This window comes from Kitasatospora sp. HPM-01-4, from assembly GCF_051374625.1.
Classification (GTDB): domain Bacteria; phylum Actinomycetota; class Actinomycetes; order Streptomycetales; family Streptomycetaceae; genus Kitasatospora.
On sequence record NZ_JBPQGP010000005.1, the window covers coordinates 3721698 to 3746066 of the forward strand.

Here is a 24369-nt window from a genome sequence, read left to right on the forward strand (position 1 = left end):
AGGGGGAAGCTCAGTCTCTGTACGGTGCGAGATCCGCCTGTTGCAGTACGTAGTCGCTCAGCGCTCTGTAGCAGTCCGGGTGCGCCCCATCGTCCACCGGCACCACGACGGCGACCGCTCCCTCGGCCTCGCCGACGAACGGTGCCGGGTCGTTGGAATCCGCGAGCCCGCCCGCCGCGATGCCCAGCCGGCCGGCCCCGCAGAGCCAGCCGTGGTCGCCCAGTACCAGGTCGGGCGGTGCCTCGCCGGCTGCGGCGAGGGCGCTCAGTGCCAGCCGCACGGGCTGCGGGGAGTGGGTGTGCAGCAGGCCGCCGGTGGCACCGGCGGGGCTTCTGCCGGTCCGCGCGGCAGCGTCCTCGGCAGATCTGACCACGGCTACCGGACCGAGGTAGTCGATGGTGCGGTTCCGGGTCCCGTCGGGGGTCGGCTCACGGAAGCGCGCGCCCCGCGCTGGTGTGAGCACGGCGCACCCGGATGCCTCCAGCGCCCGTACGAGCGCCCCGTGGAAGCCGGGCAGCCTGGTCGGGTGTCCGGTGCCCGCGAGCACCCGTCCCCGGCTGCGGGCGGTGCGGCGCAGCAGTGCGGCGAGCCGGTCCAGGGCGTCCAGGGTGAGTTCGGGGTCGATGGTGTCCTGGCCGTGGCCGTGGGAGAAGTCCGGCCGGACACCGCAGCGTTCGGCCATCAGCCCCAGGACCGCGCCCGGGCCCCAGCGGCGCTCCGGGTCGAGTCCCATCAGCGCCTGCGGGTCGCCCTGGCCGAACAGGCGGTAGCTGCGGAGGTTCTTCTGCCGGGAGGTCGGGATCCGCGGCCCGGCCAGGCGGTGGCGCAGCAGGTGGGCGCGGAGTTCCGTCCTGGCCGCCGTCACGGCAGCAGGCCGTGGTGCGGGTAGACCGCCCGGCGGGCGGCCAGGATCGCCTGGTCGAGGCGGTCGGCGGGGTCGTAGCCGCCTTCGTGGAAGTCCCGCCAGTGCGGCTCGGCGCCGTCGGTCATCCGCAGCGGGGCCTGCTGTCTGGTGCGGCGGTAGACCTCGGCGCGCCAGTCCCCGGGGGTCTCGGTGGCGGGGTCGATCGGGTGCCCGGCGGCGGTGGCGACCAGGTGGGTCCAGGTGCGCGGGACCACGTCCACCACCGCGTAGCCGCCTCCGCCGGTGGCGATCCACCGGCCGTCGGCGTACCGGTGGGCGAGTTCGTGCACGGACTCGGCGATCATGCGCTGGGCGTCCACGGTGACGGCCAGGTGCGCGAGCGGGTCCTCGACATGGGTGTCGGCGCCGTGCTGGCTGACCAGCACCTGGGGGCGGAAGGCGGCGAGCAGCTCGGGCACCAGGGCGTGGAAGGCGCGCAGCCAGCCGCTGTCGGCGGTGCCCGCGGGCAGGGGGAGGTTGGCCGCCGATCCCGGCGCATCCGGCCCCCCGGTCTCGGTGGACCAGCCGGTCTCCGGGAAGAGCGTGGCCGGGTGCTCGTGGATCGAGACGGTCAGCACCCTGGGGTCGTTCCAGAACGCCCGCTGCACGCCGTCCCCGTGGTGTACGTCCACGTCCACGTACGCGACCCGCTCGGCGCCCAGTTCCAGCAGGCGGGCGATGGCCAGGGCGGGGTCGTTGTAGACGCAGAAGCCCGAGGCGCCGGCCGGCATGGCGTGGTGCAGCCCGCCGGCGAAGTTGACGGCGTGCCGGGTCTCGCCTTTCCAGACCGCCTCGGCGGCGGCCACCGACTGGCCCGCGATCAGCGCCGAGGCGGTGTGCTGGGCCGCGAACGCCCAGTTGTCGGCGGTGCCCAGACCGTGCCGCTGGTCGGTGGTGCCCGGGTGGGCGGCGACGTACCTGACCGCCTCGATGTACTCGGCGCTGTGCACCAGTCGGAGGGTGGAGTCGCCGGCGGGGGGCGCGGAACGCACGGTCACACCCGGGGCGGTGGTCAGGCCGAAGGCCTCGACCAGTCGCATGGTGAGCGCCAGCCTGGTCGGGTCCATCGGGTGTCCGGGGCCGAAGTCGTAGGCGGTGACGGCCTCGTCCCAGTAGAGGTGCAGGCCGCAGGGGGTGTCACGCTCGGCTTCGGGCATGTCCCCACGGTAGTGCACGAGCCCGACCCCCAAGGGCCGGCACATGCCCCGGGGCGTGGCGGAGAGCGCGGCAAGCCCCGCGCCGCGGTGGCGTGTTGGCTCCCCGCGTCCCTGCAGGGCACGGGACCGGGTGCTGCTCGGCAGGCGCGGGGCCGGCGGCGCGCTCTCCGTGCCGCTAGAGGCTTCGCGCGGGGGCGAAGTGGCGCGCGAGCGGGGCGATCAGGAGGACCAGGACGAGCGGGGCGAGCAGGGCGACGCGGTAGGAGGCGGCGTCGGCGAGGGCTCCGACCAGGGGTGAACCCAGCAGGAAGCCAACGTAGTTGAAGAGGTTGAGTCGGGCCACCGCGGCGTCGGAGTCGTCCGGGAAGAGGCGGCCGCCCGCCGCGAAGACCTGAGGGATGATCGCGCAGATGCCGAAACCGAGCAGGGTGAAGGCGGCGATGCCGACCGCGGGCCCGGGGGCCGCCGCGGCGGTCGCGAACCCCAGTCCGGCCACCGCGGCCCCGGTCCGCACCACGGCCACCGCTCCCCACCGCTGCACTCCCCGGTCGCCGAGGGCGCGGCCGAGCAGCATCGCCACCATGTAGCCGAGGTAGGAGAGCTTGGCCGTGTCGTCGGCGCTGTGCAGGCCGTCGGTGAGGTACTTGACGCTGTAGTTGGAGACCGAGGCGTCCGCGATGTAGGCGGCGGCCATCGCCAGGCAGAGCGGCAGCAGCGGTCGCCAGGGGATGGACCGGGCCGCCGCCTCGGCCGCCTCCCGTACGGCGTCGCCGAGTTCGGCCCGCCCGGGGAACCGGGTGCCGGCCAGCAGCGCCGGCGGGATGAGCACCGCCGCGGTGATCCCGAACAGGGCGGGCAGCCCCGAGTGGTGGTGCGCGCCGAACCAGGAGACCCCGCCGCCGAGGATGCCGCCCAGGCTGAACGCGGCGTGGAAGCCGAGCATGATGCTGCGTCCGTAGCGGCGCTGGAGGCCGACCCCCAGCATGTTCATACTCGCGTCGAGCGCACCGACCAGCAGGCCGAACAGGCCCAGGGAGACGGCCAGTTGCCAGAGCCGGTCGCCGAGTCCGGTCGCGGCGAGGGTGAGGCAGACGGCGGGTTGGACGACCCGCAGCACCCCGCGCGCGCTGGTGCGCTTCACCAGCCGCTCGGAGCCGATCGACCCGACACCGGCCAGGACCGGCACCGCCGCGAGGAACACCGGCAGCAGTGCGTCGCTCAGCCCGTACCGGTGCTGGATCTCGGGTATGCAGGACACCAGCAGGGCGAAGGCGGTGCCCTGCAGCAGAAAGCCGACCGCCAGCGCCGCCCGCGCCTGGCGCAGTCTTCCGTCCAGGACCTGCCGCATCGCCGCCCCCGCTCCCCCGCCGCTACCGGCCGGTACGAAAGATGTCGGCCGCGAGCGTAGGTCCTGCGGGGCGGTTACGGGAGGGGGCGGGACGGATTCTCTTCCGGAAGCAGGGCCCGCCGAAGCCCCGGCCGGGTGCTCAGACCGCGGCCACCAGGTCGAGCAGCTGCGGGAGTTCGGTGATCAGCCCGGTCGCCCCGGCGGCGGTGAGCTTCGCCGGGTCGGTGAGGGCCGCGTAGCCGTACACGTCCATTCCGGCGGCGCGGGCGGCCAGCACGCCGTTGCGGCTGTCCTCGATCACCAGGCAGCGCGCGGGGTCGGCCCCGAGGGTGCGGGCCGCGTGCAGGAAGAGGTCGGGCGCGGGCTTGCCCACGCCGACGTCCTGGGCGCTGAAGATCCGTTCCTCCTGGTGGTAGCCGAGCAGACCGGTGAGGTCGAGCGCGGTACGGATCCACTCGTGGTGCGCGGAGGAGGCCAGGCAGTACGGGATCCCCGACTGCCGCAGGGTCTTCAGCACCTGCTCGGCCCCGTTCACCGCGGTGAGTTCGGTCTGGAAGGCGGCGAACACCCGGCCGTGGAAGAGCTCGTCGAAGCCCTCCGGCAGCCGGGCCCCGTAGCGCTCGCCGATGACGTCGTGCACGGTGTGCGGGGCGCAGCCCATGAAGTCCCGGTAGGAGTCCTCGACGCTGGTGGGATGGCCGAGTTCGGTCAGGTACTCCGCCAGCACCCGGTTGGAGATCGGCTCGCTGTCCACGAGCACACCGTCGTTGTCGAAGATCACCAGGTCGTAGTTCACCGGCCCCAGGCTACTGGCCTGCACTCATCTGCCGCCGCCCGCGAGCTCGCGGGACCGGTCGCGGGCCGCCTCCAGCGCGCCGAGCAGCGCGGCCCTCACCCCGTGGTTCTCCAGCTCGCGGATGGCCGCGATGGTGGTCCCGGCCGGGGAGGTGACCGCCTCGCGCAGCTTGACCGGGTGCTCGCCGGAGTCGCGCAGCATCACCGAGGCGCCGATCGCCGACTGGACGATCAGATCGTGCGCCACCTGCCGGGGCAGGCCGAGCAGGATGCCCGCGTCGGTCATCGCCTCCACCAGGAAGTAGAAGTACGCCGGGCCCGAGCCGGACAGCGCGGTGGCCGCGTCCTGCTGGGACTCCGGCAGCCGCAGCACCTTGCCGACCGAGCGGAAGATCTCCTCCGCCCAGCGCAGGTGCTCCTCCTGGGCGTGCGAACCGCCGGAGATCACGCTCATGCCCTCGTCCACCAGCACGGGCGTGTTGGGCATCACCCGGACCACCGGGGTGCCCGCCGCCAGCCGCGCCTCGAACCAGGCGGTCGGGATGCCGGCCGCGGCCGAGACCACCAGCTTCTCGGCGGCGATGTACGGGGCGAGCTCGTCCAGCAGGGTGCCCATGTCCTGCGGCTTCACGGCCAGGATGACGGTGTCGGCGAGCTTGACCGCCTCGGTGTTGGAGACGGCGGTGACCCCGTAGCGCTCGGTGAGCTCGGCCGCACGCTCCGGGCGGCGGGCGGTGATCAGCACGTCCGCCGGGTCCTTGCCCGCCCGCAGCAGACCGGAGAGCAGCGCCTCCCCGATCTTGCCGGTGCCGAGGAAGGCGATCTTCTGTCCGTGTGCGATACCGCTCATGGCCGCTCCTTGCCTGACGTACGGTGTCCGGACGTACGGTGTCCGGCCATCCTCGCACTCCGCGGCGGTGCGGTGGCGGTGCGTCCACGCTGTGGGCGGGAGAGCGCGAAAGCGCTCGACGACGCTCGGCCCCACTGTCTACGATCACAGGAGTGCGGCAATCGCGTGTCGGTCACCGGCTGGGTGAGGCATGGAGGTGGCCGCAGATGCCTTACGGAGGCATTCGCTCATGTCAGTCGAACTGAACCACACCATCGTCCACTCCCGGGACAACCGGAGTTCCGCCGAATTCCTGGCGGGCATCCTGGGTCTCGAAGTCGGGGCCGAGTGGGGCCCGTTCATACCGGTCGCCACCGGCAACGGGGTCACCCTGGACTTCGCCACCATCCCCGCCGAGTCGATCACCCCGCAGCACTACGCCTTCCTGATCTCCGAGCAGGAGTTCGACGCCGCCTTCGAGCGGATCAGGCAGGCGGGGATCACCTACTACGCCGATCCGCACCGCAAGCAGCCCGGCGAGATCAACCGCAACGACGGCGGGCGCGGCCTGTACTTCATGGATCCGGCCGGTCACGGCATGGAGATCCTCACCGTTCCGTACGGCGGCTTCAAGTAACACACCCGGGTGACACACCCGGCTGACACCAAGTCACCCGTGATCCCGGGTGGTTGATCCACGCTGCCCGGCGGCCCGGCGGCCGCCGGGCGGTCCGGCCCCGGTGCGCCCCCTTACGGGGAAACTCAGGGTCGGCCGCTCTGGCGCCCGGGGCCGGCCGGGAGCACCGTGGACACATGGGACACGCAGATTTGTCGCGAAACGAGACCCGGCAGCTCGCCGTCGCATCGGCGACGCTCGGGCCCTGGCGGACGGCTGCGGCCGTCGGCGTGGTGGCCGGCGGAGCAGCTCTCGGGGTCGACCTGGTCACCGGTCACTGGTCCATGGACATCCTGGCGGGGCCGGTCGGCCTGGCTCTGTTCTTCTTCTTCCTGGTCGGCACGGTGGGCGGCAAGCTCCGCCGGGACACCTCCGACCGGCGGCTGGCCCGCTGGGCCGACGAGCACCCGTGGCGCTCGGCGCTGCCCGCGGCGGGTGCGCTGCTGGTGCTGAACACCCTGGCGCTCACCCTGCTGGGCAGTTGGGGGCTGTTCGGCGCGTTCTTCACCTCGCTGCTGCCGGCGGGCATCCTGCTGGTGGTCGCCGGGGTGGTCGGCTCGGTGAAGCGCGCCAGGCGCGGAGCGTAGCGCCGGCGCGGCGGATGCCGGCCTCGCGGGGCGGTCACGGTTCCTGCACAACTGACCGCCCCGGCCGCGTGTTTGTCCCTCCGGCTCGACATACTGACCGTGTGCCGACAGCCGAAGACCCAGAGCCTCGTCCCGGGGACGAGCCGCAGAGCGACCCGTTCGACAACCTGGTCCTGGACGAGGAGTTCGTCCGGTCCGCGACCGTGAAGGAGCAGTCCGGACGGGCCCGGATGCTCGCCGCCAAGTGGAAGCGCGAACCACCGGAACCCACCTGGCCGGAGACTCCCGTGCGGCCGGCGCGGGGCCGTGGCGGCCGGCTGCGCAGCCGTGTCGGCAAGCGGTGGCAGTCGTGGCTGATCATCGTGGTGGTCATCGGCCTGGTCCTGCTCAGCCTCAGGCTCGCGAAGGGCGACAGGCCCGCGCCGCCGCCTCCGGCCGTCCAGCAGACCCAGACCCAGCCTCCGCCCACCCCGGCCCCGGACCCCACCGCCCCGGTGGCGCACCCGGTCGTCTGGACGGGCTGAACCACGGGAGACGGGCGCTGCCCCGCACCCCGGGGGTCACCGCTTGCGCTTGGCGGCCCTGCGCCGCTCGTACTGCATCCGTGCCTGGTCGTAGACGGCGCGCTTGACGCCCTCGCCCGGCGCCTCGACCAGGCTGCGGAGGAAGTACGCGAGGAGCGCGCCCACCGACCCGATCAGCCAGACCGCACCGAGCGACCTCTCCTCGGCCATCCAGCCGGTGAGGGACTCCCGGCCCTCGGTGAGCAGCTTCCAGTTGCGCACGGCGGCGAGGCAGGAGCAGACCGCGATGGCGGCGATCAGCAGGCCGTTGACGAAGCCGCCGGACTTGGACATCTCGACGCCCGTGACGGCGAAGCGCAGCACCGCCGCACCGGCGGCGGCGCAGACCAGCGCACCGATCGGCACCACGGCCCGGCGCACCCAGTAGTCCGCGCCGCGGTCGACCCAGCTGGTGCCGAACCAGCGGATGGGCTCAGGCTCGGGGGCGCCGGACGGGGACTTGCCGGGGGTGGTGCGCTGCTCGGTCACGGGTCCGATTATGGCCCGAGGGCCCCTCGGAAGCGCGAAGCCCGACGGCCGGGCGGAACGGCGGGCGGACCGCCGGGGCGGAACGGCGGCGTGCGACGGCGAAGGGGACCGCCCGTGCAGCGGAAGCGGTCCCCCTCGCCGAAGACCGGGTGAAGGGCGTCAGCCGAGCCTGCTCACGTCCCGGACCGCGCCCTTGTCGGCCGAGGTGGCCATCGCCGCGTACGCCCGCAGTGCGGCGCTGACCTTCCGCTCGCGGGACTTGGGCCGGTAGCCGCCCCCGGCCTCCAGCCTGCGGCGCCGCTCCTGCAGCTCCTCGGCGGAGAGCCGCACGTCGATCTTCCGTCCCGGGATGTCGATCGAGACGATGTCACCGTCCTCGATCAGCGCGATGGCGCCGCCGGAGGCCGCCTCGGGCGAGACGTGGCCGATCGAGAGGCCCGAGGTGCCGCCGGAGAACCGGCCGTCGGTGATCAGGGCGCAGGCCTTGCCGAGGCCCCGGCCCTTGAGGAAGGACGTCGGGTAGAGCATCTCCTGCATGCCCGGGCCGCCCCTGGGGCCCTCGTAGCGGATGACGACGACGTCGCCCTCCTTGACCCGCTTGGCGAGGATCGCCTCGACCGCGTCGTCCTGGGACTCCACGACCACGGCCGGGCCGCTGAAGGTCCAGATGGACTCGTCCACACCCGCAGTCTTCACCACGCAGCCGTCCTCGGCGATGTTGCCGTACAGGACCGCCAGACCGCCCTCGACGGAGTACGCGTGCTCGATGTCGCGGATGCAGCCGCGCGCCGCGTCGGTGTCCAGCGACTCCCAGCGCTCGGACTGCGAGAAGGCGGTGGCCGAACGGACGCAGCCGGGGGCCGCGTGCCACAGCTCCACGGCCTCGGCGGAGGGCGAACCGCCGCGCACGTCCCAGGTTTTGAGCCACTCGGCGAGCGAGTCGGAGTGGACGGTGTGGACGTCCTCGTTGAGCAGCCCGGCGCGGTAGAGCTCACCCAGGATGGCGGGGATGCCGCCGGCCCGGTGGACGTCCTCCATGTAGTAGCTGCCGTTGGGAGCGACCTTGGAGAGGCAGGGCACCCTGCGCGAGACGGCGTCGATGTCGCGCATGTCGAAGTCCAGCTCGGCCTCCTGGGCGGCGGCGAGCAGGTGGAGGATCGTGTTGGTGGAACCGCCCATGGCGATGTCCAGGGCCATGGCGTTCTCGAAGGCGGCCCGGGTCGCGATGGAGCGGGGCAGGACGGAGGCGTCGTCCCGGCCGTAGTACCGGCCCGCCAGCTCGACCACGGTGCGGCCGGCGCGCTCGTAGAGCGCCCTGCGGGCGGTGTGGGTGGCCAGCACCGAGCCGTTGCCGGGCAGCGAGAGACCGATCGCCTCGGTGAGGCAGTTCATCGAGTTGGCGGTGAACATGCCCGAGCAGGACCCGCAGGTCGGGCAGGCGTTCTCCTCGATGATCGCGATGTCCTCGTCGGAGACGTTCTCGTTGACCGCCTGGGAGATCGCGTCCACCAGGTCGAGCTTGCGGACCGTGCCGTCGACCAGGGTGGCCTTGCCGGCCTCCATCGGGCCGCCGGAGACGAAGACGGTCGGGATGTCGAGCCGCAGCGCGGCCATCAGCATCCCGGGGGTGATCTTGTCGCAGTTGGAGATGCAGATCAGCGCGTCCGCGCAGTGCGCGTTGACCATGTACTCGACCGAGTCGGCGATCAGGTCGCGCGAGGGCAGCGAGTAGAGCATCCCGCTGTGGCCCATGGCGATGCCGTCGTCCACCGCGATGGTGTTGAACTCGCGCGGGATGCCGCCCGCCTCCTTGATCGCCTCGGAGACGATCCGGCCGACCGGCTGGAGGTGGGTGTGCCCCGGCACGAACTCGGTGAAGGAGTTGGCCACCGCGATGATCGGCTTGCCGAAGTCCTCGCGGGCTACGCCTGCGGCCCGCAGAAGCGCCCGGGCGCCTGCCATGTTGCGACCGTTGGTGACCGTACGGGACCTCAGCTCGGGCATTCGCTCCACTCCTTCGGCGGCTGCGCGCGGCCGGCTGCTTCGGTCTGAGGGTGCAGCACCGCGTCGCTACCGAGCGTACGCGTCGGCCCGCTCGGCCGCACAGCTCGTCCGGCATGCGGTCAGTCGGCCGTGACCCCGACCGCCAGCCGCACCGTGAAGGGCTCGGGGAGCAGGCCGTCCGGGAACTCGGCCAGCAGCGCGGCCCGTTCGGCGGCGATCACGGACTCCCGTTCGCGGTCGGACAGCACCGCGATAAAGGACTTGGACCGCAGGTCGTCGAGCGCGGTCTCCAGCGGCACCTCGCGCCGCCAGGCCACCTCGGCCGTCGCCACCCGCAGGCCGTGCCCGGCCATCAGCTCGCCGACCTTCGCGATGTCGACCCGCTCGACACCCGTGGGCCGGACACTCAGCGTGGACACTCCGGCCAGCAGCCGCCCCAGTTGGGCGTCGATCCACGGAGTGCCGGCGTCCCGGTCGTTGCGCCAGACCGCGAGGGCACCGCCGGGGCGCAGCACACGGATCGCCTCGGGGATGGAGCGGCCCGGGTCGGTCCAGTGGAACGCCTGCGCGTAGGTGACCAGGTCCACCGTCGAGTCGTGGAACGGCAGCTCGTCACCGCCGGCCTTGACCAGCGGGATCCGCGGACTCACGGCATGCAGCCGGGCCGCCATCCCCGCACTGGGCTCGACCGCGGTCACCCGGGCGCCCCGCGCCGCCAGCAGCCGGGTCGCGATCCCGGTCCCCGCACCGACGTCCAGGACGGCGGCGCCCTTCAGCGGGGTGCCGGCCAGCCGCTCGATCTCGTCGAAGAGCGCGTCCGGGTACGAGGGCCGCGCCGCGTCGTAGACCTCGGCCACCGCTCCGAATGACCGTGCCCGCTCGTGATACTGACGATACGTCATCTCTCGCCCCCAGCGTCCGGTGTGCTCGCCTTCAGCGTACGCGCGCCGGGGTGGCCAGGTGCAGGCGAGTGAAGGCGAGGGCCTCGGCGAGGTCGGCCTCGCGTTCGGCGGGGGACGCGGCGCGGCGGGTGTTGACCTCCAGCACCACATGGCCGCCGAAGCCGGTGCGGGCGAGGCGTTCCAGCAGCTCGGCACAGGGCTGCTTGCCCCGGCCCGGGATCAGGTGCTCGTCCTTGCCGGACCCGGAGCCGTCGGCCAGGTGGACGTGGGCGAGCCGGTCGCCCATCCGGTCGACCATCGCGAAGGCGTCGATCCGCGAGGTGGCGACGTGCGAGAGGTCGACGGTGAAGTGCCGGTACTCCTCCTCGGTGACGTCCCAGCCGGGCGAGTACGCCAGCACCTCGCGGTCCCGGTAGCGCCACGGGTACATGTTCTCCACCGCGAACCGGACATCGGTCTCGCCCGCCATCCGGCCGATGCCCTCGACGAACTCCCTGGCGTACTGGCGCTGCCAGCGGAACGGCGGATGCACCACCACGGTGTCCGCGCCCAGCTTCTCCGCGGCGGCACGGGCCCGGACCAGCTTGGTCCACGGGTCGGTGGTCCACACCCGCTGGGTGATCAGCAGGCAGGGGGCGTGCACCGCCAGGATCGGCATCCGGTGCAGGTCGGAGAGCCTGCGCAGGGCCTCGATGTCCTGACTGACCGGATCGTTCCAGACCATGACCTCGATACCGTCGTAGCCGAGCTTGGCGGCCAGCTCGAAGGCGGTGGCGGTGGTCGCGGGGTAGACCGAGGCGGTGGAGAGCACCACCTTGGTGTCCGGGACGTGCAGCTCGGGGTGCGGCGGGAGCACCAGGCGGTCGGTGGTGCGCAGCAGGGGGGCGGGCTCGGACACCTTGCGGCGGGCGGCCTTCCCGGGCCTGGCGGCCTTCGTGGCTCCGGCGGCCCCGGCCTGCTTGGTGATCCCGGCCTGCTTGGCAGTCCCGGCGTGCTTGGCAGTCCCGGCGTGCTTGGTGGCCCTGGCCGGCTTGGCGGCCTCGGCCCGCTTGGTGGCCCTGGTGGCCTCGGCGGTCGCGGTGGGCCCGGCGGCCTCGGCGGTCGCGGTCTTCCGCTGCCGGGTGGCCTTGGCGGCCTTCGCGGTGGTCGCCGACTTCACGGCCTTGACCGCCTGGGCGACCTTCGCGCCCTTCGCCGCCGTGCTCTTGGCCGCCTTCACGGTCCTGGCCGCCCGGGATCCGCTCCCCGGTTCGCCCTGCTCGGGCGCCGGTGTCCGCTTAGGCGCGGCGCTCGCCCTGGCTCGGCGCGGCCTGCCCGGCCGCGGCTGCCCGGCGTCCTCACCAGCAGCGCGGCCCGCCTGCGTACCGTCCTCGTCCGCTGGTTCCGCCACGGGAGACAGCGTAAGCGGCCCGGCGGCCGAATGGGGCCGTGTCCCGCGAGGGTGTGGGCGTACTCACCCCGCCCCGCCCCGCTCCGGAGCGGCCCCGGACACGGCGGCGGGATGTCCCCCCGGGCAGGCGTCACGCCCTCCCGGACGCGCGGGGCCCCGTGCCCCGGCCGGAAGTAGGCGGCTCACCCCGTGAGGGCCGGGCGGCGGTCCGCCGGGGTGTCCATGGCGTCCAGGCGGCGGAGGATGATGCCCTCGCGCAGGGCCCAGGGGCAGATGTCGAGCCCGTCCAGGCCGAAGAGGTCCATGGCCGCGTCGGCGACCAGCGCACCGGCCAGCAGCTGCCGCGCGCGCCCCTCCGAGACCCCGGGGAGCTGGGCGCGCTGGGCGACGGTCATCCCGGCCAGCCGGGGCACCCAGGCGGCCAGGCCGGACCTGGTGAGTCTCCGTGTCACCAGCGGACCGGAGTCGGCGGGAACGGCACCGGTCATCCGCGCCAGCTGCTTGAAGGTCTTGGAGGTGGCGACCGCGTGGTCGGGGGTGCCGAGCCGGGAGAACTCGCCGACCGCCTGGGCGATCTCGGCCCGGATCTGGCGCCGCAGCTCCCGGACATCGTCGGGGTCGGCGACGTCCCCGGGGAGCCGGGCGGTCAGCCGGCCGGCGCCGAGCGGGAGGGAGCAGGCGACGTCGGGCTGCTCGTCCAGACCGCAGGCGATCTCCAGCGAGCCGCCGCCGATGTCGAAGTTGAGCAGGCGCCCGGAGGACCAGCCGAACCAGCGGCGGACCGCGAGGAAGGTCAGCCGGGCCTCGTCCTGACCGGAGAGCACCCGCAGCTCCACACCGGTCTCCTCGGCGACCCGGCGCAGCACGGCCTCGCCGTTGGCCGCCTCCCGGACGGCCGAGGTGGCGAAGGGCAGCATGTCCACCACGCCCTTGTCCTCGGCCACTCTTATCGAGGAGGCCACCATGTCGATCAGCTTGTCCACTCCGGACTTGGTGATCGCGCCGTCCGCGTCGAGCAGTTCGGCGAGGCGGAGGTCGGCCTTGTGCGAGTACGCGGGCAGCGGGGCAGCACCGGGGTGGGCGTCCACCACGAGGAAGTGGACGGTGTTGGAACCTACGTCGAGCACACCGAGTCGCATAGCTCTCCACGCTACGCGATGCCCGGCCCCGACCAGGCCTGCTGTACCGAGGCGGTGGATCAGCGCACTCCCGGACGGCCGGTCACTTCCCGACCGGTGCGGCGGGGCGTCCTTGTGGACGGGAGGGTTCCCGGGTGCCGCCGGCGGGGAGGGACTCCGGTGCCACACCACCCACCCGGAGCGTGACATGACGATCAGCCATCGGACCATCGGCGACGGCGGGCACAGGGCCATCGTGCTGCACGACTGGTTCGGCACCAGCGCCGGCTGGGGCCCGTTCCTGGACCACCTGGACGGCGCGGCGTTCACCTACGCCTTCCTCGACTACCGGGGCTACGGCCAACGGGCGGACGTACCCGGCGACTTCACGCTCGCCGAGATCGCCCAGGACGTCCTGGCGCTGGCCGACCAGCTGGGCTGGGACGGCTTCTCGCTGGCCGGCCACTCGATGGGTGCCAAGGCGGCGCAGCTGGTGCTGGCCCAGGCTCCGGACCGGGTGCGCAGACTGGCCGGAGTCGCCGGGGTGCCGGCCGGCGCGTACCCGCTGGAGGGGGAGGCGTACGAGCTCTTTCACGGCGCACCCGACCGGCCGGGCAACCGCCGTGCCATCCTCGACCTGGTCACCGGGCACCGCGCCCCGGCCGCCTGGCTCGACCGGGTGACCGCCCAGTCCCTCGCCGACTCGCGACGCGACGCCTTCGCCGCCTATCTGGACGACTGGACCACCCGCGACTTCGCCGCCAAGATCACCGGCGCCCGCCTGCCGGTCCGGGTCTTCGCCGGCGAACACGACCTCGCCCTCACCCCCGAGGTCATGCGGGCCACCTGGCTCACCCACTACCCGGAGGCCTCCCTCGAAGTCCTCCGGAACTGCGGCCACTACCCGATGTACGAGATCCCGGTGGCCTTCGCCGCCGCCCTGGAGGCCTTCCTCGCCGCCTGACCCGGGGCAGGGCCGGTGGCACGAAGGGCGTGCGCGAGAGCGCCCGACGCAACCCCGTCACCGGGCCGTCCGTGCCCGGGGCGGCCGCACCACGGCGGTCGGGCCTAGACCGGTCAGGCTCCGACCGCCGTGCGCCGCCGTGTCAAAGGAGTCCGTGCCAGAGCTGTTCCACCACCACCGCCCACCAGTTCTCCGGGTCGGTGAACACGGTGCGGTCCAAGGCGGCCAGGCCCCACTGGAGTTCGGCGACCAGGGGGCCCGCCGCGTAGGGCGGGAGGCCGCTCAGGCGGGGCAGGTGGTCGGTGAGGAGGGTGAGGGAGCGGACGAAGGCGGTGAGGTCGGCGTTGCAGTGGCGGGCACTCGCGGTGTCGGGGTCGATCGCGCGGACCCGGCCCCGGGCGGGGTCCACGGTGATCAGCGCCCAGCCGTCGGTGCCGACCACCCGCTGCCCGGACAGGTTCCGCCAGGCGTCCTCGGTGGCCCGCAGGCCGCGCCCGAGCCCGGCCAGGTAGCCGCCGGCCTCCGGCAGCGCCGTCTGTGCCCGGCTGCCGTCCAGGACACCCTCGGCGACCGGGCGGTGCAGGGTGAAGAAGCCCTCGACCACCGAGGGCAGGCCGATGTCGATCAGCGGCACGGCCGCCGAGTCCGGCAGACCGGCCGCCAGCACCTCCCCGGCCTCGAAGCGCTGGACGCCCTCGGACCCGAAACGCTCCACCAGACCGGCGGCCAGTGCCTGGGCGGCCTCGGGCAGCACGGGCGGCACGGCGGCCGGGAAGGGCATCCGGTTGGGCCGGGGTGCGGCGGGCCGGCCGTCCGGTCCGGCGGCCGGGATCCGGGCGGCCAACTCCCGTACCGCCTCCGCCCGGTGGTCGAAGTACGGGCCGTACCGCAGCTCGTGGCTGAACCGCGTGGACGGCAGCTGCTCGGCGAGCGCCTGTGCGACGTACCCGCCGGGCAGCATGGCAAGGCTCAGATCGGTGTGGACCGACAGCACGTCCTCGGCCTCGACGCCCTGCCGCTCGAGCTGCCGCCAGGCGCGCAGGGCGGGGTGCGAAGCGCCCGCGACCGAGTGCATGACCAGCGTCTGCGACTCGCCGTGCTCGTCGCGCCAGGTCAGCTCGGCCCGGACGCCCGGGCCGGTGACCGGCGGCAGCGTGGGCTCGTGCAGGCCGGCGCCCAGCTTGTCGCGGTAGAGCCGGATCACCTCGGCCACGGGGACGGACGGCCAGACGCTCAGCTCGCCGGTCGTACGGTCCACCACCGCGCAGGCCGCACCGATCTCCTCGGGGGCCCGGCGGGCGCCGGTCAGCGGGTCCACCTGGACGGGTGCGGGCGCGGGCCAGAGCACCCAGCCCAGGTCGAACTCATGGCACTGGACCGGGCGGGCCGCCTCCTGCGGAAGCTCGCCGTTGATCCAGCGGTAGGCGGCGTCGATCGCCTGTTCGCGGGTGGTCATCGCTTGGTGCTCCTCGCGCTGTTGCCCGCGGGGGCTCGGTGGACGGTCAGCCGGGAGCGCGGCGGCGCGGGCTGCTCGGGGGTGGCGGGCGCCGGGTCGGCCGGCTGGGCGGGTTCGGGCTCCACGGTGGCCGCGGGTTCGGGCTCCACGGTGGCCGCGGGCCCGGGCTCCACGGTGGCCGCGGGCCCGGGCTCCACGGTGGCCGCCGGCCCGGACTCGGGCCCGGGGACGGCGAGTTGGAGGTCCGACAGATCGAGCGGGCGGGAGTCGGCGTCCACCGCGATCGCCCACAGACCGTGGTCCGCGCCGTAGAGCGGGGCGGACGACCGGCGGCCGGTCTGGTGGTCCAGATAGCCGAGCACACCGTTGTGCACGACGGCGTTCCAGGTGTGCGACCGGCCGAACTCGTCCATGGTGAGCAGCACCGCCTGCGCGCCGTGACCGGTGCGCAGCAGCACCTCCGCCAGCCGCCGGTGCGCCTGCTCGCCGTCGCCCAGGTCGCGGAACTGGGTGCCGAGTTCACGCTCGGCGCGGTCCCGTCCGCCGCGCTCGCCGGCGGGGCCGTCCGGCAGTCGCGGAGCACCGCAGGTCGGGTGCCCCGCGTAGCTGTCGAGGCCGGAGAGCGAGAGCTCGACGCAGTTGTTGGCGCGGCCCTGCTCGCGGTAGCCGCCGCCGTTGAGCACCTCGGTCCAGGTCCCGCCGCGCGGGTCGGGGTGCGGGGCCGCGAAGCCCTCCGGCGTTACCGGCGCCCGGAGTTCGGCCTCGGCCTGGTGCGCGGGGTCGACCGGGCCGAGACCGCCGGGGACGCCGTACGGACGGCTGTCGGCGATGGTGCGCACCTGCTCCCGCTCACCCTGCGGCGGCACGACCTGGCGGCGCCCGGTCCGGGCGAGCAGGAACGCGGCGCCGAGCTCGCCCGCGGGTACGGCGGTCCAACCGGACGTCCCGGATGCGGCGGTGGGGAGCAGTTGCTCGGGACGGACCCGGAAGTCCGCGACCGGGCCGGTGTACGGCCGCAGGAGCGCGTGCGCGGCGGCGCCCGGGTTGGCGCCGAGGCCGGCGCCCGGCAGCGGGGTGCCGACGGGCGTCCGGGGCACGGCCGCGCCCGACCGGCCGTCCTGCGGCGGTATGCCGAGGCCGACCCCGACCACACCGCCGACGGGCGTGCCCGCCGTACCCGGCGCGCCCGCGCCGATCGGACCGCCCACGGGGGTGCCGGGCACACCGGGGGCACCCGGCACGCCCTGGACCCCGCCGACCGGGCCGGTGACGAGGGGGCCTCCGCCGATCGAACCGCCGACCGGGCTGCCCACCGGGCCACCTACCGGGCTGCCGCCCACCGGACCGGTGACCACCGGAGCACCGGGCGAGCCGCCGCCGACCGGGGTGCCGCCGACCGGCCCGTAACCGCCCGGGGCCGGCACCGGTGGCACGGACCCACCGGTGGGGTCCGGACGCCAGCCGCCTCCACCGGAGTAGCCGCCGCCCGACCCGTCGCCGGAACCGGACCCGTAGCCCGAGCCGTAGCCCGAGCCCGAGCCTGAGCCGTAGCCCGAACCGGAGCCGCTCCCCGGGTCGTAGCCGCCCCGGGAGCCGTAGTCCGGTGCCGTCTGCGGCGGCTCCACCAGGACCGAGTCGGTCTGCAGCGAGACCGGCCCGGTCCGCAGCGAGGAGTGGTACGAGACGGACGGGCTGTCGTCCTCGGAGTAGCCGGAGTAGTCGGAGTAGTCGGATCCCCCGACCCCGCCCCCGCCGCCGTAGTCGAACGAGTCCTGCCGGTACCGGTGTCCGCCGCCCGGACCGGAGTGCCCGGACAGGCTCCCGTACGAGCTGCCGCTCCCGCTATCGCCGGAGCCCGAGTCGTAGCCGTCCCCGCCGCCGTCGCCGAGCAGGTCCGCCTCGCCCGTACCGGCCTGGGTGGTGCGCAGCCCGAGGCCGCTCACCGCCGAACGCTCGTGCAGGTCCGTGTCCGCTTCGGCCGACAGGTCGGTCGGCAGCCCCGCCGTCCGCACGCCGGTCCGCACGCCGGGCTCCCCGTCCGGGTCCGCCACCGGCTGCCCGTCCGGGCCGAGCACCACCGGGCGGCCGTCGGCGCCGACCAGCGGCCGGCCGTCCGTACCGAGCGCCACCGAGAGCCCGCTGCCGCCGAGTCGGCCGTCGGCGCCGACCGTCACGGGGTTGCCGCCGGCGTCGGTGAGCGGCTTGCCGTCCACCCCGACGGCCACGCCGACCAGCGGCTGACCGTCCGCGCCGAGTACCTCGACCTTGCCGTCCGCGCCGACCACCGGCTTGCCGTCCGGGCCGACCGGGACGGTGACGCCCTCGACACCGGCCACCAGCTTGCCGTTCTGGTCGCGCAGCAGCGGGTTGCCCTCGTCATCGGTGATCAGCCTGCCGTGCGAGTCGACGGCCGCGCTCAGAGTGCGGACGCCGCCGACCGCGGCGGCCCCGGCCGCCGCGCCGCCGAGCGGCCCGGCCGGCTGTCCGTCGGCTCCGACCAGGGCGCTTCGCGCGCTCAGCTCGGCGGAGCGGCCGTGTGCCTTCCCGTCCGTCTTCGCCAGCCGCTCCAGGGCGATGACCGCGGGTTCCGCCAGCGCGGTCTGCAGGCCGTGCTTCATGGCCCGGCCCAGTTCCTCCAGCAGCTCGCCGATCTTGAGCTTGGCGGCCACGATGTCGATCGCCTCACCGGCCTCGGCGACGACGGTGTCGACCACCTTGGTGACCGCGCCGGCCAGGCCGCCGCCCTTCTCCGCCTTCGCCTTGGCCTCGGCGGCCTCGGCCGCCTTGAGCTTCTCGGCGAGTTCGGTGAGCTCGGCGACCAGCTCCGCCTTGCAGGTGTCGGTGGCCCCGGCCGCGCCCTCGAAGGCCTTGGCCAGCAGTTCGGCGGCGCTCTGCGCGTCGTCCAGGTAGCCGCGCCCGCCGCCCGAGAAGTCGGTCCAGTGCCGGCCGAAGGCCTCCACCGCGGCCCCCGAGTTCTCCCCCGTGACCCGCTGCGCGGACTCCTGGCCCCGGCGGCCCAGCCGCTCGGCCTCGGTACCGAACTCGCGCCACAGCGCGGCGGCCTGCCGCAGCGCGTCCTCGTCGGCCTCGGGCCAGTGGTGGCCGACCTTGGCCAGGACCGGGACGAGTTCCTCGGGCAACTTCCGGGACACGCGGTCCCCCCTTCGCGTTCTACGGATTGAACGCCGTCACGGTTCGAACGCCGCGAGCGGTCCGTCCACCCGGCACGGGCCGCAACCGGCGTTCGGTGCGGCGAAAGCTCTGTCCGCCCCCGGCGGACACCCCTCCCGGGGACTCAGACCGTCCGCGGGCCCGCCACGGTTCCGCCGTCGGGGTGCTGCCGGTTGAAGTCCGCGGCGATGTCCTGCTCGGTCCGGCTCGCCTGGTCCGCCATCGTCCGCAGTCCGGCGCCGATCCCGGCCAGCCGGTCGGCCAGGCCGTTCAGCCCGGCCAGCAGTCCGTGCTGCGCCTGGTCGTACTCCTTGCCGAAGCCCTCGCCCGGCTCGTCCCTGCCCCACGGGGTGCCGAGCCCGGCCATCCCGTGCTCCAGCGCCAGTGCGGCCCGCGCGAAGTCACTCGAGAGCTGCTCGAACTCCCGCCCCTCGCCCTGTACTTCCCACGGTTTGATCCGGAACTGGTCCGATCCACCCGTCGCCATCGCCACTCCCCCGTCCTGCCAGGTCCACCGAAACCGTCGTGTCGACCGCCCCGTACACGCCCAGCGGCGCCGCCATCCTAGGGCCCGGGTCCAAGCCCTCCGCAGCGCCTCTGGACGTTCCTCACCTCAACTTCACACCGGGCCGCGAGCCGACGCCATCGCCCGTCGAGGCCATACCCTTGCCGAGTGGCAGCAGAGACTCCCAAGAGCACCAAGAAGACCAAGCACTCCACCGGCGGCGGGACCAAGGGCGGGGCCAAGGCCGGGGACGCCGAGCGCGCCGGGTCCGCGACACCGGTCGACCTCCCGATGCCGACCGTGGGTCCGGCACCGGAGATCCGGCTCGACTTCCCGCGCGCCTGGGTCGAGTTCGCCGACCCGGCCGACGACGAGCAGGTCTTCCGCTGCGACCTGACCTGGCTGACCTCCCGCTGGACCTGCATCTTCGGCAGGGGTTGCCAGGGCATCCGCGAGGGCCGGGGCGAGTCCGACGGCTGCTGCACGCTCGGCGCGCACTACTCGGACGAGGACGACGAGAAGCGGATCGCCGGGCACGCCGCCCGGCTCACCCCCGAGACCTGGCAGCTGTACGGGCACGGCACCGACGCCAAGGGCCGGATCAAGCTCGACGGCGGCATCACCATGCTCGACGAGGACGGCGACCGCCAGACCCGCCGGGTGGACGGCGCCTGCATCTTCCTCAACCGCCCGGGCTTCTCCGGCGGGCAGGGCTGCGCCCTGCACACCCTCGCGCTCAAGGAGGGCAAGGAGCCGCTGGAGACCAAGCCGGACGTCTGCTGGCAGCTGCCCGTCCGCCGCACCTACGACTGGATCGACCGCCCGGACGACACCCGCTACCTCCAGGTCACCATCGGCGAGTACGACCGCCGCGGCTGGGGTCCCGGCGGCCACGACCTGCACTGGTGGTGCACCAGCAGCCCCGACGCCCACACCGGCTCCGACCCGGTGTACATCAGCTACCGCCCCGAACTCACCGAACTGATGGGCCCGGCCGGCTACGCGGTCCTCGCGGACCTCTGCGAACAGCGCATCGCCGCCAAGGGCCACCGGAAGTTCGCCCCCCACCCGGCGGACCGCAAGTAGCGGCTTCGGCAAGTCCCCACGGGGGCGGGCGGGTTGCTCCTCCGGGTGTTATCCGCGTGCCGGTACCGCACGGTGCCGGTACGCGGATAACACCCCTGGAGGCCGTGCGCTACTTGTCGATGTCGCCGACGACGAAGAACATCGACCCCAGGATCGCCACCATGTCCGCGACCAGCGTGCCGGGCAGCAGCTCGGTGAGCGCCTGGATGTTGTTGTACGAGGCCGACCGCAGCTTGAGCCGCCAGGGCGTCTTCTCGCCGCGCGACACCAGGTAGTACCCGTTGATCCCGAGCGGGTTCTCGGTCCACGCGTACGTGGTCCCCTCGGGGGCCTTGAGCACCTTGGGCAGCCGCAGGTTGACCGGCCCCGGGGCGATTTGCGCGAGCCGGTCGAGGCAGGCGTCGGCGAGGTCGAGGGAGTTGGCGGTCTGCTCCAGCAGGCACTCGAAGCGCGCCAGGCAGTCGCCCTCCTCCCTGGTGACCACGGTGAGCACGTCCTGCAGTTCGCCGTACGCGAGGTAGGGCTCGTCCCGCCGCAGGTCGAAGTCGACCCCGCTGGCCCGCGCGATCGGCCCGCTGACCCCGTACGCGTGCACGTGCTCGCGCGAGAGCGCGCCGATGCCGGCCGTACGGCCGCGGAAGATCTCGTTGCCGAGCACCAGGTCCTCGAAGACCGGCAGCTGCGAACGGACCGTCGCGACCGAGGCGCGCACCCGCCCGAGCCACCCGGCCGGCAGGTCCTCCTTCAGGCCGCCGACCCGGTTGAACATGTAGTGCATCCGGCCGCCGCTGGCCTCCTCCAGCACGTGCTGGAGCTCCTCGCGGCCGTGGAAGGCGTGGAAGACGGGGGTGATGCCGCCGAGCTCCAGGGGGTAGGAGCCGAGGAACATCAGGTGGTTGAGCACCCGGTTGAGCTCGGCGAGCAGGGTGCGGATCCACACCGCGCGCTCGGGGACCTCCATACCGAGCATCCGCTCGACGGCCAGGACGACGCCCAGCTCGTTGGAGAAGGCGGACAGCCAGTCGTGCCGGTTCGCCAGCATGATGATCTGCCGGTAGTCCCGGGCCTCGAAGAGCTTCTCCGCGCCCCGGTGCATGTAGCCGATGATCGGCTCGGCGGAGACGATCCGCTCACCGTCCAGCACCAGCTTCAGACGCAGCACACCGTGCGTGGACGGGTGCTGCGGGCCGATGTTGAGCACCATGTCACTGGTGCCCAGCTCGCCCGTGAGCTCTTGCGCGCCTGCGCCGATGCCGACCGTGGTCTCCCTCATGGCACAGAGGCTACCGAGTCCGCCGGGCTCCCAGGCCCGCCAGGCTGGGCGGCTGTGGCATGCGGACGGTCTGGACCAGCCAGCCGAAGCCGCCCAGACCGGCGGGATCGGTGAGTTCGGCGGCCGCTGTGGCCCGGCTCAGCAGGCGCAGGTACTCCGCCGGATCGCTCGCGGCCAGCGCCAGCGGCGGGCGGGCGCCGCTCACCCCGAGCGCCCGCAGCGCGTCCCGCTGCGTCGTCCACAGGCTGTGGAAACCTGGGGCCGCGGCCGCGTCCAGGGCCACGTGCGCGGTGATGTCGCAGGAGCCGTCGGGCACCGGCCGCACCTCGCGTCCCGCCCGGAAGCCGGTCAGCGTACCGAACACCGGCCGCCCGGACCGCACGTGCGCGTAGTCCACGGCGACCGCGAGTCCGCCGGCCAGCGCGCCGACCGCCGCCGCCCAGGCCGCGTCCCGGCCGCCGCCCAGCTCCACGCGCTCGCCCGGCTCCGCCGCCGGCCACCAGTCGGCCGCCCAGCGGGCGTCGGCCTCGTCCAGCCGGCCGCCCAGGCGCTCCGCACCGTCCGGCGCGACCTCGACGTACCGCAGCACACCGTCCTCGTCCACCTCGGCGACGTCCAGCGGCACGTTGTCCAGCCACTCGTTGGCGAACAGCAGGCCGCTGGCACCCTGGGGCACCCGGTCCGTCCACACCACCTCCCCGGGCAGCCCGGCCGGCCGGTCGGCGATCTCCACCGCGTACGGGCGCAGCCGCCCGGCCAGCGCGGGACCGACGGCCGCGAGCACTCCGGTGAGCAGCTCACCGCGCCCGGCCCCGACGTCGATCAGGGCCAGCTCCGCCGGATGGCGGAGTGCCTCGTCCACCTCGTGGAGAAGGCGGGCGACCGCCTTGGCGTATCCGGGTGATGCGTGCACGGAGGTCCTGAAGTGCCCGGCCGGCCCCTCCGACCTGCGGTAGAAGCCGCCGGGCTCACCGTAGAGGGCCTGTTCCATGGCGGGCCGCCAGCGCATCCAACTCATATGGGGGACGTTACCGCCGGTAGGGGACGTCTCCACCCTGCGGAGTAGACAGGATCGCCCCTACGGCGGACCTGAGCGGTTGGACCGGCTGCCTAGGCTGGAAACGTGCATCGACTCAACGCCTGGCTCCGACGACACCCGATGGTGGTGGACTCCGTCTGGGCGCTGCCGGTCCTCTTCCTCGGCCTGGTCTCGTCCGTCGAACAGGAGCGGGGCCTCGCGGGCACGGTGCTGATGGCCGTCCTGCTCCCGCTGCTGATGGTCTTCCGGCGCCGCAGGCCCAACCTCACCACGGTCGCCGTCGTCGGCCTCGGGCTGGTCCAGGTCGCGCTCAACATCCCCCCGGGCGCCTCCAGCATCGCGTACCTGGTCTTCGCCTACACCGGCGCGGCCTTCGGCACCGAGTGGACCTCCCGCCTGGCCCTGGCCGGCGGGGTCGCGGCCGGGCCGCTGACGCTCTGGCGGTTCGACGAGAACGCGCACGAGCCCTACAACTGGCTCCGGGTGATCTTCTTCTCCGGGCTGATGACCACCCCCTTCATCCTCTCCTGGGCCTGGGGCCGGCTGACCAGGGTCCGGCGCGCCTACCTGATCGAGCTGGAGGACCGGGCCGCCCGGCTGGAGCGGGAGCGGGACGCCCAGGCCAAGGTCGCGGTCGCCGCCGAGCGCGCCCGGATCGCCCGCGAACTGCACGACGTGGTGGCGCACAACGTCTCGGTGATGATCGTCCAGGCCGACGGCGCCGCCTACGTCCTGGACAACTCGCCCCAGCAGGCCAAGGAGGCCCTGGGCACCATCGCCAGCACCGGACGGCAGGCGCTGGTCGAGATGCGCCGCCTGCTCGGTGTGCTGCGCACGTCCGACACCGCGGAGGAGTACGTGCCCCAGCCGGGCGTGGAGGAGCTGCCCGAACTGCTGGAGCAGGTCCGCACCGCCGGCCTGCCGGTCGAGTACACCAGCACCGGGGACCCGGCCGAGCTGCCGCGCGGCGTCGAGCTCACGGTCTACCGGATCGTCCAGGAGGCGCTCACCAACGTCCGCAAGCACGGCGGCCCCGACGCCCGGGCCAGGGTCGCGGTGGACTTCCGCGACCGCGACCTGGAGGTGCTGATCGAGGACGACGGCCGCGGCACCACCGAGGAGCAGATGGCCGCCGGCGGAGCCGACGGCCAGGGCCACGGCCTGATCGGCATGCGCGAGCGGGTCGGCATGGTCAGCGGCAGCCTCGACATCGGCCCCCGCCCCGGCGGCGGATTCCGGATCCGGGCGGTGCTCCCGCTCAGAACCGCCAAGTAACGTCACGCACGCTCGACCCCCCGACCACGGCGACAACAGGAGTGACATTGACCATCCGGGTGATGCTGGTGGACGACCAGGAGCTGCTCCGCACGGGCTTCCGGATGATCCTCCAGTCGCAGGGCGACATCGAGATCGCCGCCGAGGCGGGTGACGGCCAGCAGGCCCTGGCGATCCTGCAGACCACCCCGGTCGACGTGATCCTGATGGACGTCCGGATGCCCCGTCTGGACGGCGTCCAGGCCACCCGCCGGATCTGCCTCGACGCCGACGGCGCCCCGGTGCCGGACGCGCCGCACGTGCTCATCCTGACCACCTTCGACCTGGACGAGTACGCCTTCGCCGCGCTCAAGGCCGGGGCGAGCGGGTTCCTGCTCAAGGACGTGCCGCCGACGGAGCTGGTCGCGGCCATCCGCGCGGTGCACGCCGGGGACGCGGTCGTCGCCCCGACCACCACCCGCCGCATGATCGACCGCTTCGCCGAGGTGCTCCCCACGCCGAAGGCCGCGCCCGGCACCACCGTGCTGGCCCCGCTCACCGACCGCGAACGCGAGGTCTTCCTGCTGGTCGCCCAGGGCCTTTCCAACGGCGAGATCGCCGCCAGGCTGTCCCTCTCCGAGGCCACCGTGAAGACCCACGTCGGCCGCATCCTCGCCAAGCTCGACCTCCGCGACCGGGTCCAGGCCGTCGTCCTCGCCTACGAGGCCGGCCTCGTCCGTGCGGGCGCCACCGACTGACCGGCCGCGCCTTCCGGTTCGGGGCGGCCGGGTCGGCCGACGGGAGCGCGGGCGCCGCGAAGCCACCCCTCGGGGACGCCCGGCGGCGCCCGTAGAATGGG

The 24369-nt window shown here is 73.8% G+C and carries 22 protein-coding genes; 7 read left to right on the forward strand and 15 right to left on the reverse strand.

Translation table 11 applies throughout. The features are described from left to right. Positions 1-10: 10 nt before the first annotated feature. From ACSMTC_RS15945 to proC, 5 genes are all read right to left on the reverse strand, one after another. Positions 11-865 carry a phosphatase gene (locus ACSMTC_RS15945; RefSeq protein ID WP_436560348.1) on the reverse strand — a complete coding sequence of 285 codons (855 nt, stop codon included), beginning with the start codon at positions 863-865 and terminating at the stop codon, positions 11-13. Then, positions 862-2061, reverse strand: coding sequence for an acetoin utilization protein AcuC (locus tag ACSMTC_RS15950; RefSeq protein ID WP_436560349.1), 1200 nt, complete (start codon positions 2059-2061; stop codon positions 862-864). The genes ACSMTC_RS15945 and ACSMTC_RS15950 overlap by 4 nt, the downstream gene beginning before the upstream one ends. Before the next feature lie 175 nt (positions 2062-2236). Then, positions 2237-3409: an MFS transporter gene (locus ACSMTC_RS15955; protein ID WP_436560350.1), complete on the reverse strand. Its 1173-nt coding sequence runs from the start codon at positions 3407-3409 to the stop codon at positions 2237-2239. 139 nt (positions 3410-3548) lie between these two features. After that, positions 3549-4205: an HAD family hydrolase gene (locus ACSMTC_RS15960; protein WP_436560351.1), complete on the reverse strand. Its 657-nt coding sequence runs from the start codon at positions 4203-4205 to the stop codon at positions 3549-3551. 24 nt (positions 4206-4229) lie between these two features. Then, complete coding sequence (gene proC / locus ACSMTC_RS15965) at positions 4230-5054, reverse strand: pyrroline-5-carboxylate reductase (RefSeq protein ID WP_436560352.1); 825 nt, start codon at positions 5052-5054, stop codon at positions 4230-4232. A gap of 229 nt (positions 5055-5283) precedes the next feature. On the opposite strand from proC, the gene ACSMTC_RS15970 reads away from it, so the two are divergent. From ACSMTC_RS15970 to ACSMTC_RS15980, 3 genes are all read left to right on the forward strand, one after another. Next, positions 5284-5670 (forward strand): VOC family protein, encoded by a 387-nt coding sequence (locus ACSMTC_RS15970; protein ID WP_436560353.1) that lies wholly within the window; start codon positions 5284-5286, stop codon positions 5668-5670. 176 nt (positions 5671-5846) lie between these two features. Next, the gene (locus tag ACSMTC_RS15975) at positions 5847-6296 is read left to right on the forward strand and encodes a hypothetical protein (protein WP_436560354.1); all 450 of its coding nucleotides are present in this window, start codon (positions 5847-5849) and stop codon (positions 6294-6296) included. A 101-nt stretch (positions 6297-6397) separates the two neighbouring features. Next, a complete protein-coding gene (locus ACSMTC_RS15980) occupies positions 6398-6820 on the forward strand; it encodes an SCO2583/SCO2584 N-terminal domain-containing protein (protein ID WP_436560355.1) in 423 nt (140 codons plus the stop codon). A gap of 36 nt (positions 6821-6856) precedes the next feature. Here ACSMTC_RS15980 and ACSMTC_RS15985 read toward each other — a convergent pair whose 3' ends face one another. The 5 genes from ACSMTC_RS15985 to ACSMTC_RS16005 form a co-directional block, all read right to left on the reverse strand. Next, on the reverse strand, positions 6857-7348 hold the full coding sequence (locus tag ACSMTC_RS15985) for a hypothetical protein (RefSeq protein ID WP_436560356.1): 492 nt from the start codon (positions 7346-7348) through the stop codon (positions 6857-6859). A 159-nt stretch (positions 7349-7507) separates the two neighbouring features. After that, positions 7508-9352 carry a dihydroxy-acid dehydratase gene (gene ilvD, locus ACSMTC_RS15990; protein ID WP_436560357.1) on the reverse strand — a complete coding sequence of 615 codons (1845 nt, stop codon included), beginning with the start codon at positions 9350-9352 and terminating at the stop codon, positions 7508-7510. A 119-nt stretch (positions 9353-9471) separates the two neighbouring features. Further along, on the reverse strand, positions 9472-10254 hold the full coding sequence (locus tag ACSMTC_RS15995) for a class I SAM-dependent methyltransferase (RefSeq protein WP_436560358.1): 783 nt from the start codon (positions 10252-10254) through the stop codon (positions 9472-9474). 31 nt (positions 10255-10285) lie between these two features. Then, on the reverse strand, positions 10286-11089 hold the full coding sequence (locus tag ACSMTC_RS16000; RefSeq protein ID WP_436564701.1) for a sugar phosphate isomerase/epimerase family protein: 804 nt from the start codon (positions 11087-11089) through the stop codon (positions 10286-10288). A 737-nt stretch (positions 11090-11826) separates the two neighbouring features. Continuing rightward, positions 11827-12783, reverse strand: coding sequence for a Ppx/GppA family phosphatase (locus tag ACSMTC_RS16005; protein ID WP_436560359.1), 957 nt, complete (start codon positions 12781-12783; stop codon positions 11827-11829). Positions 12784-12970: 187 nt separating this feature from the next. Between ACSMTC_RS16005 and ACSMTC_RS16010 the strand changes: the two genes are divergently transcribed. Next, positions 12971-13726, forward strand: coding sequence for an alpha/beta fold hydrolase (locus ACSMTC_RS16010; protein ID WP_436560360.1), 756 nt, complete (start codon positions 12971-12973; stop codon positions 13724-13726). A 142-nt stretch (positions 13727-13868) separates the two neighbouring features. On the opposite strand, the gene ACSMTC_RS16015 is transcribed toward ACSMTC_RS16010, so the two are convergent. The 3 genes from ACSMTC_RS16015 to ACSMTC_RS16025 form a co-directional block, all read right to left on the reverse strand. Next, positions 13869-15182, reverse strand: coding sequence for an SUKH-4 family immunity protein (locus tag ACSMTC_RS16015; protein ID WP_436560361.1), 1314 nt, complete (start codon positions 15180-15182; stop codon positions 13869-13871). After that, positions 15179-18334, reverse strand: a complete 3156-nt coding sequence (locus ACSMTC_RS16020) for a toxin glutamine deamidase domain-containing protein (RefSeq protein ID WP_436560362.1) — start codon at positions 18332-18334, stop codon at positions 15179-15181. Before ACSMTC_RS16020 ends, ACSMTC_RS16015 begins: the two co-directional genes overlap by 4 nt. A 143-nt stretch (positions 18335-18477) precedes the next feature. Then, positions 18478-18840, reverse strand: coding sequence for a WXG100 family type VII secretion target (locus ACSMTC_RS16025; protein WP_436560363.1), 363 nt, complete (start codon positions 18838-18840; stop codon positions 18478-18480). A gap of 309 nt (positions 18841-19149) precedes the next feature. Here ACSMTC_RS16025 and ACSMTC_RS16030 point away from each other — a divergent pair, with 309 nt between their 5' ends. Beyond that, complete coding sequence (locus ACSMTC_RS16030) at positions 19150-19944, forward strand: DUF3109 family protein (RefSeq protein ID WP_436564702.1); 795 nt, start codon at positions 19150-19152, stop codon at positions 19942-19944. A 109-nt stretch (positions 19945-20053) separates the two neighbouring features. Here ACSMTC_RS16030 and ACSMTC_RS16035 read toward each other — a convergent pair whose 3' ends face one another. Together ACSMTC_RS16035 and ACSMTC_RS16040 are read right to left on the reverse strand one after the other, a co-directional pair. Continuing rightward, positions 20054-21217, reverse strand: a complete 1164-nt coding sequence (locus tag ACSMTC_RS16035; protein ID WP_436560364.1) for an NADH-quinone oxidoreductase subunit D — start codon at positions 21215-21217, stop codon at positions 20054-20056. Between the two features lie 10 nt (positions 21218-21227). Further along, entirely contained in the window at positions 21228-22235 is a 1008-nt protein-coding gene (locus tag ACSMTC_RS16040) for an SAM-dependent methyltransferase (protein WP_436560365.1), read from the reverse strand. 105 nt (positions 22236-22340) lie between these two features. On the opposite strand from ACSMTC_RS16040, the gene ACSMTC_RS16045 reads away from it, so the two are divergent. After that, the gene (locus ACSMTC_RS16045; RefSeq protein WP_436560366.1) at positions 22341-23531 is read left to right on the forward strand and encodes a sensor histidine kinase; all 1191 of its coding nucleotides are present in this window, start codon (positions 22341-22343) and stop codon (positions 23529-23531) included. Positions 23532-23578: 47 nt separating this feature from the next. Further along, complete coding sequence (locus ACSMTC_RS16050; protein WP_436560367.1) at positions 23579-24268, forward strand: response regulator transcription factor; 690 nt, start codon at positions 23579-23581, stop codon at positions 24266-24268. Positions 24269-24369 lie beyond the last annotated feature (101 nt).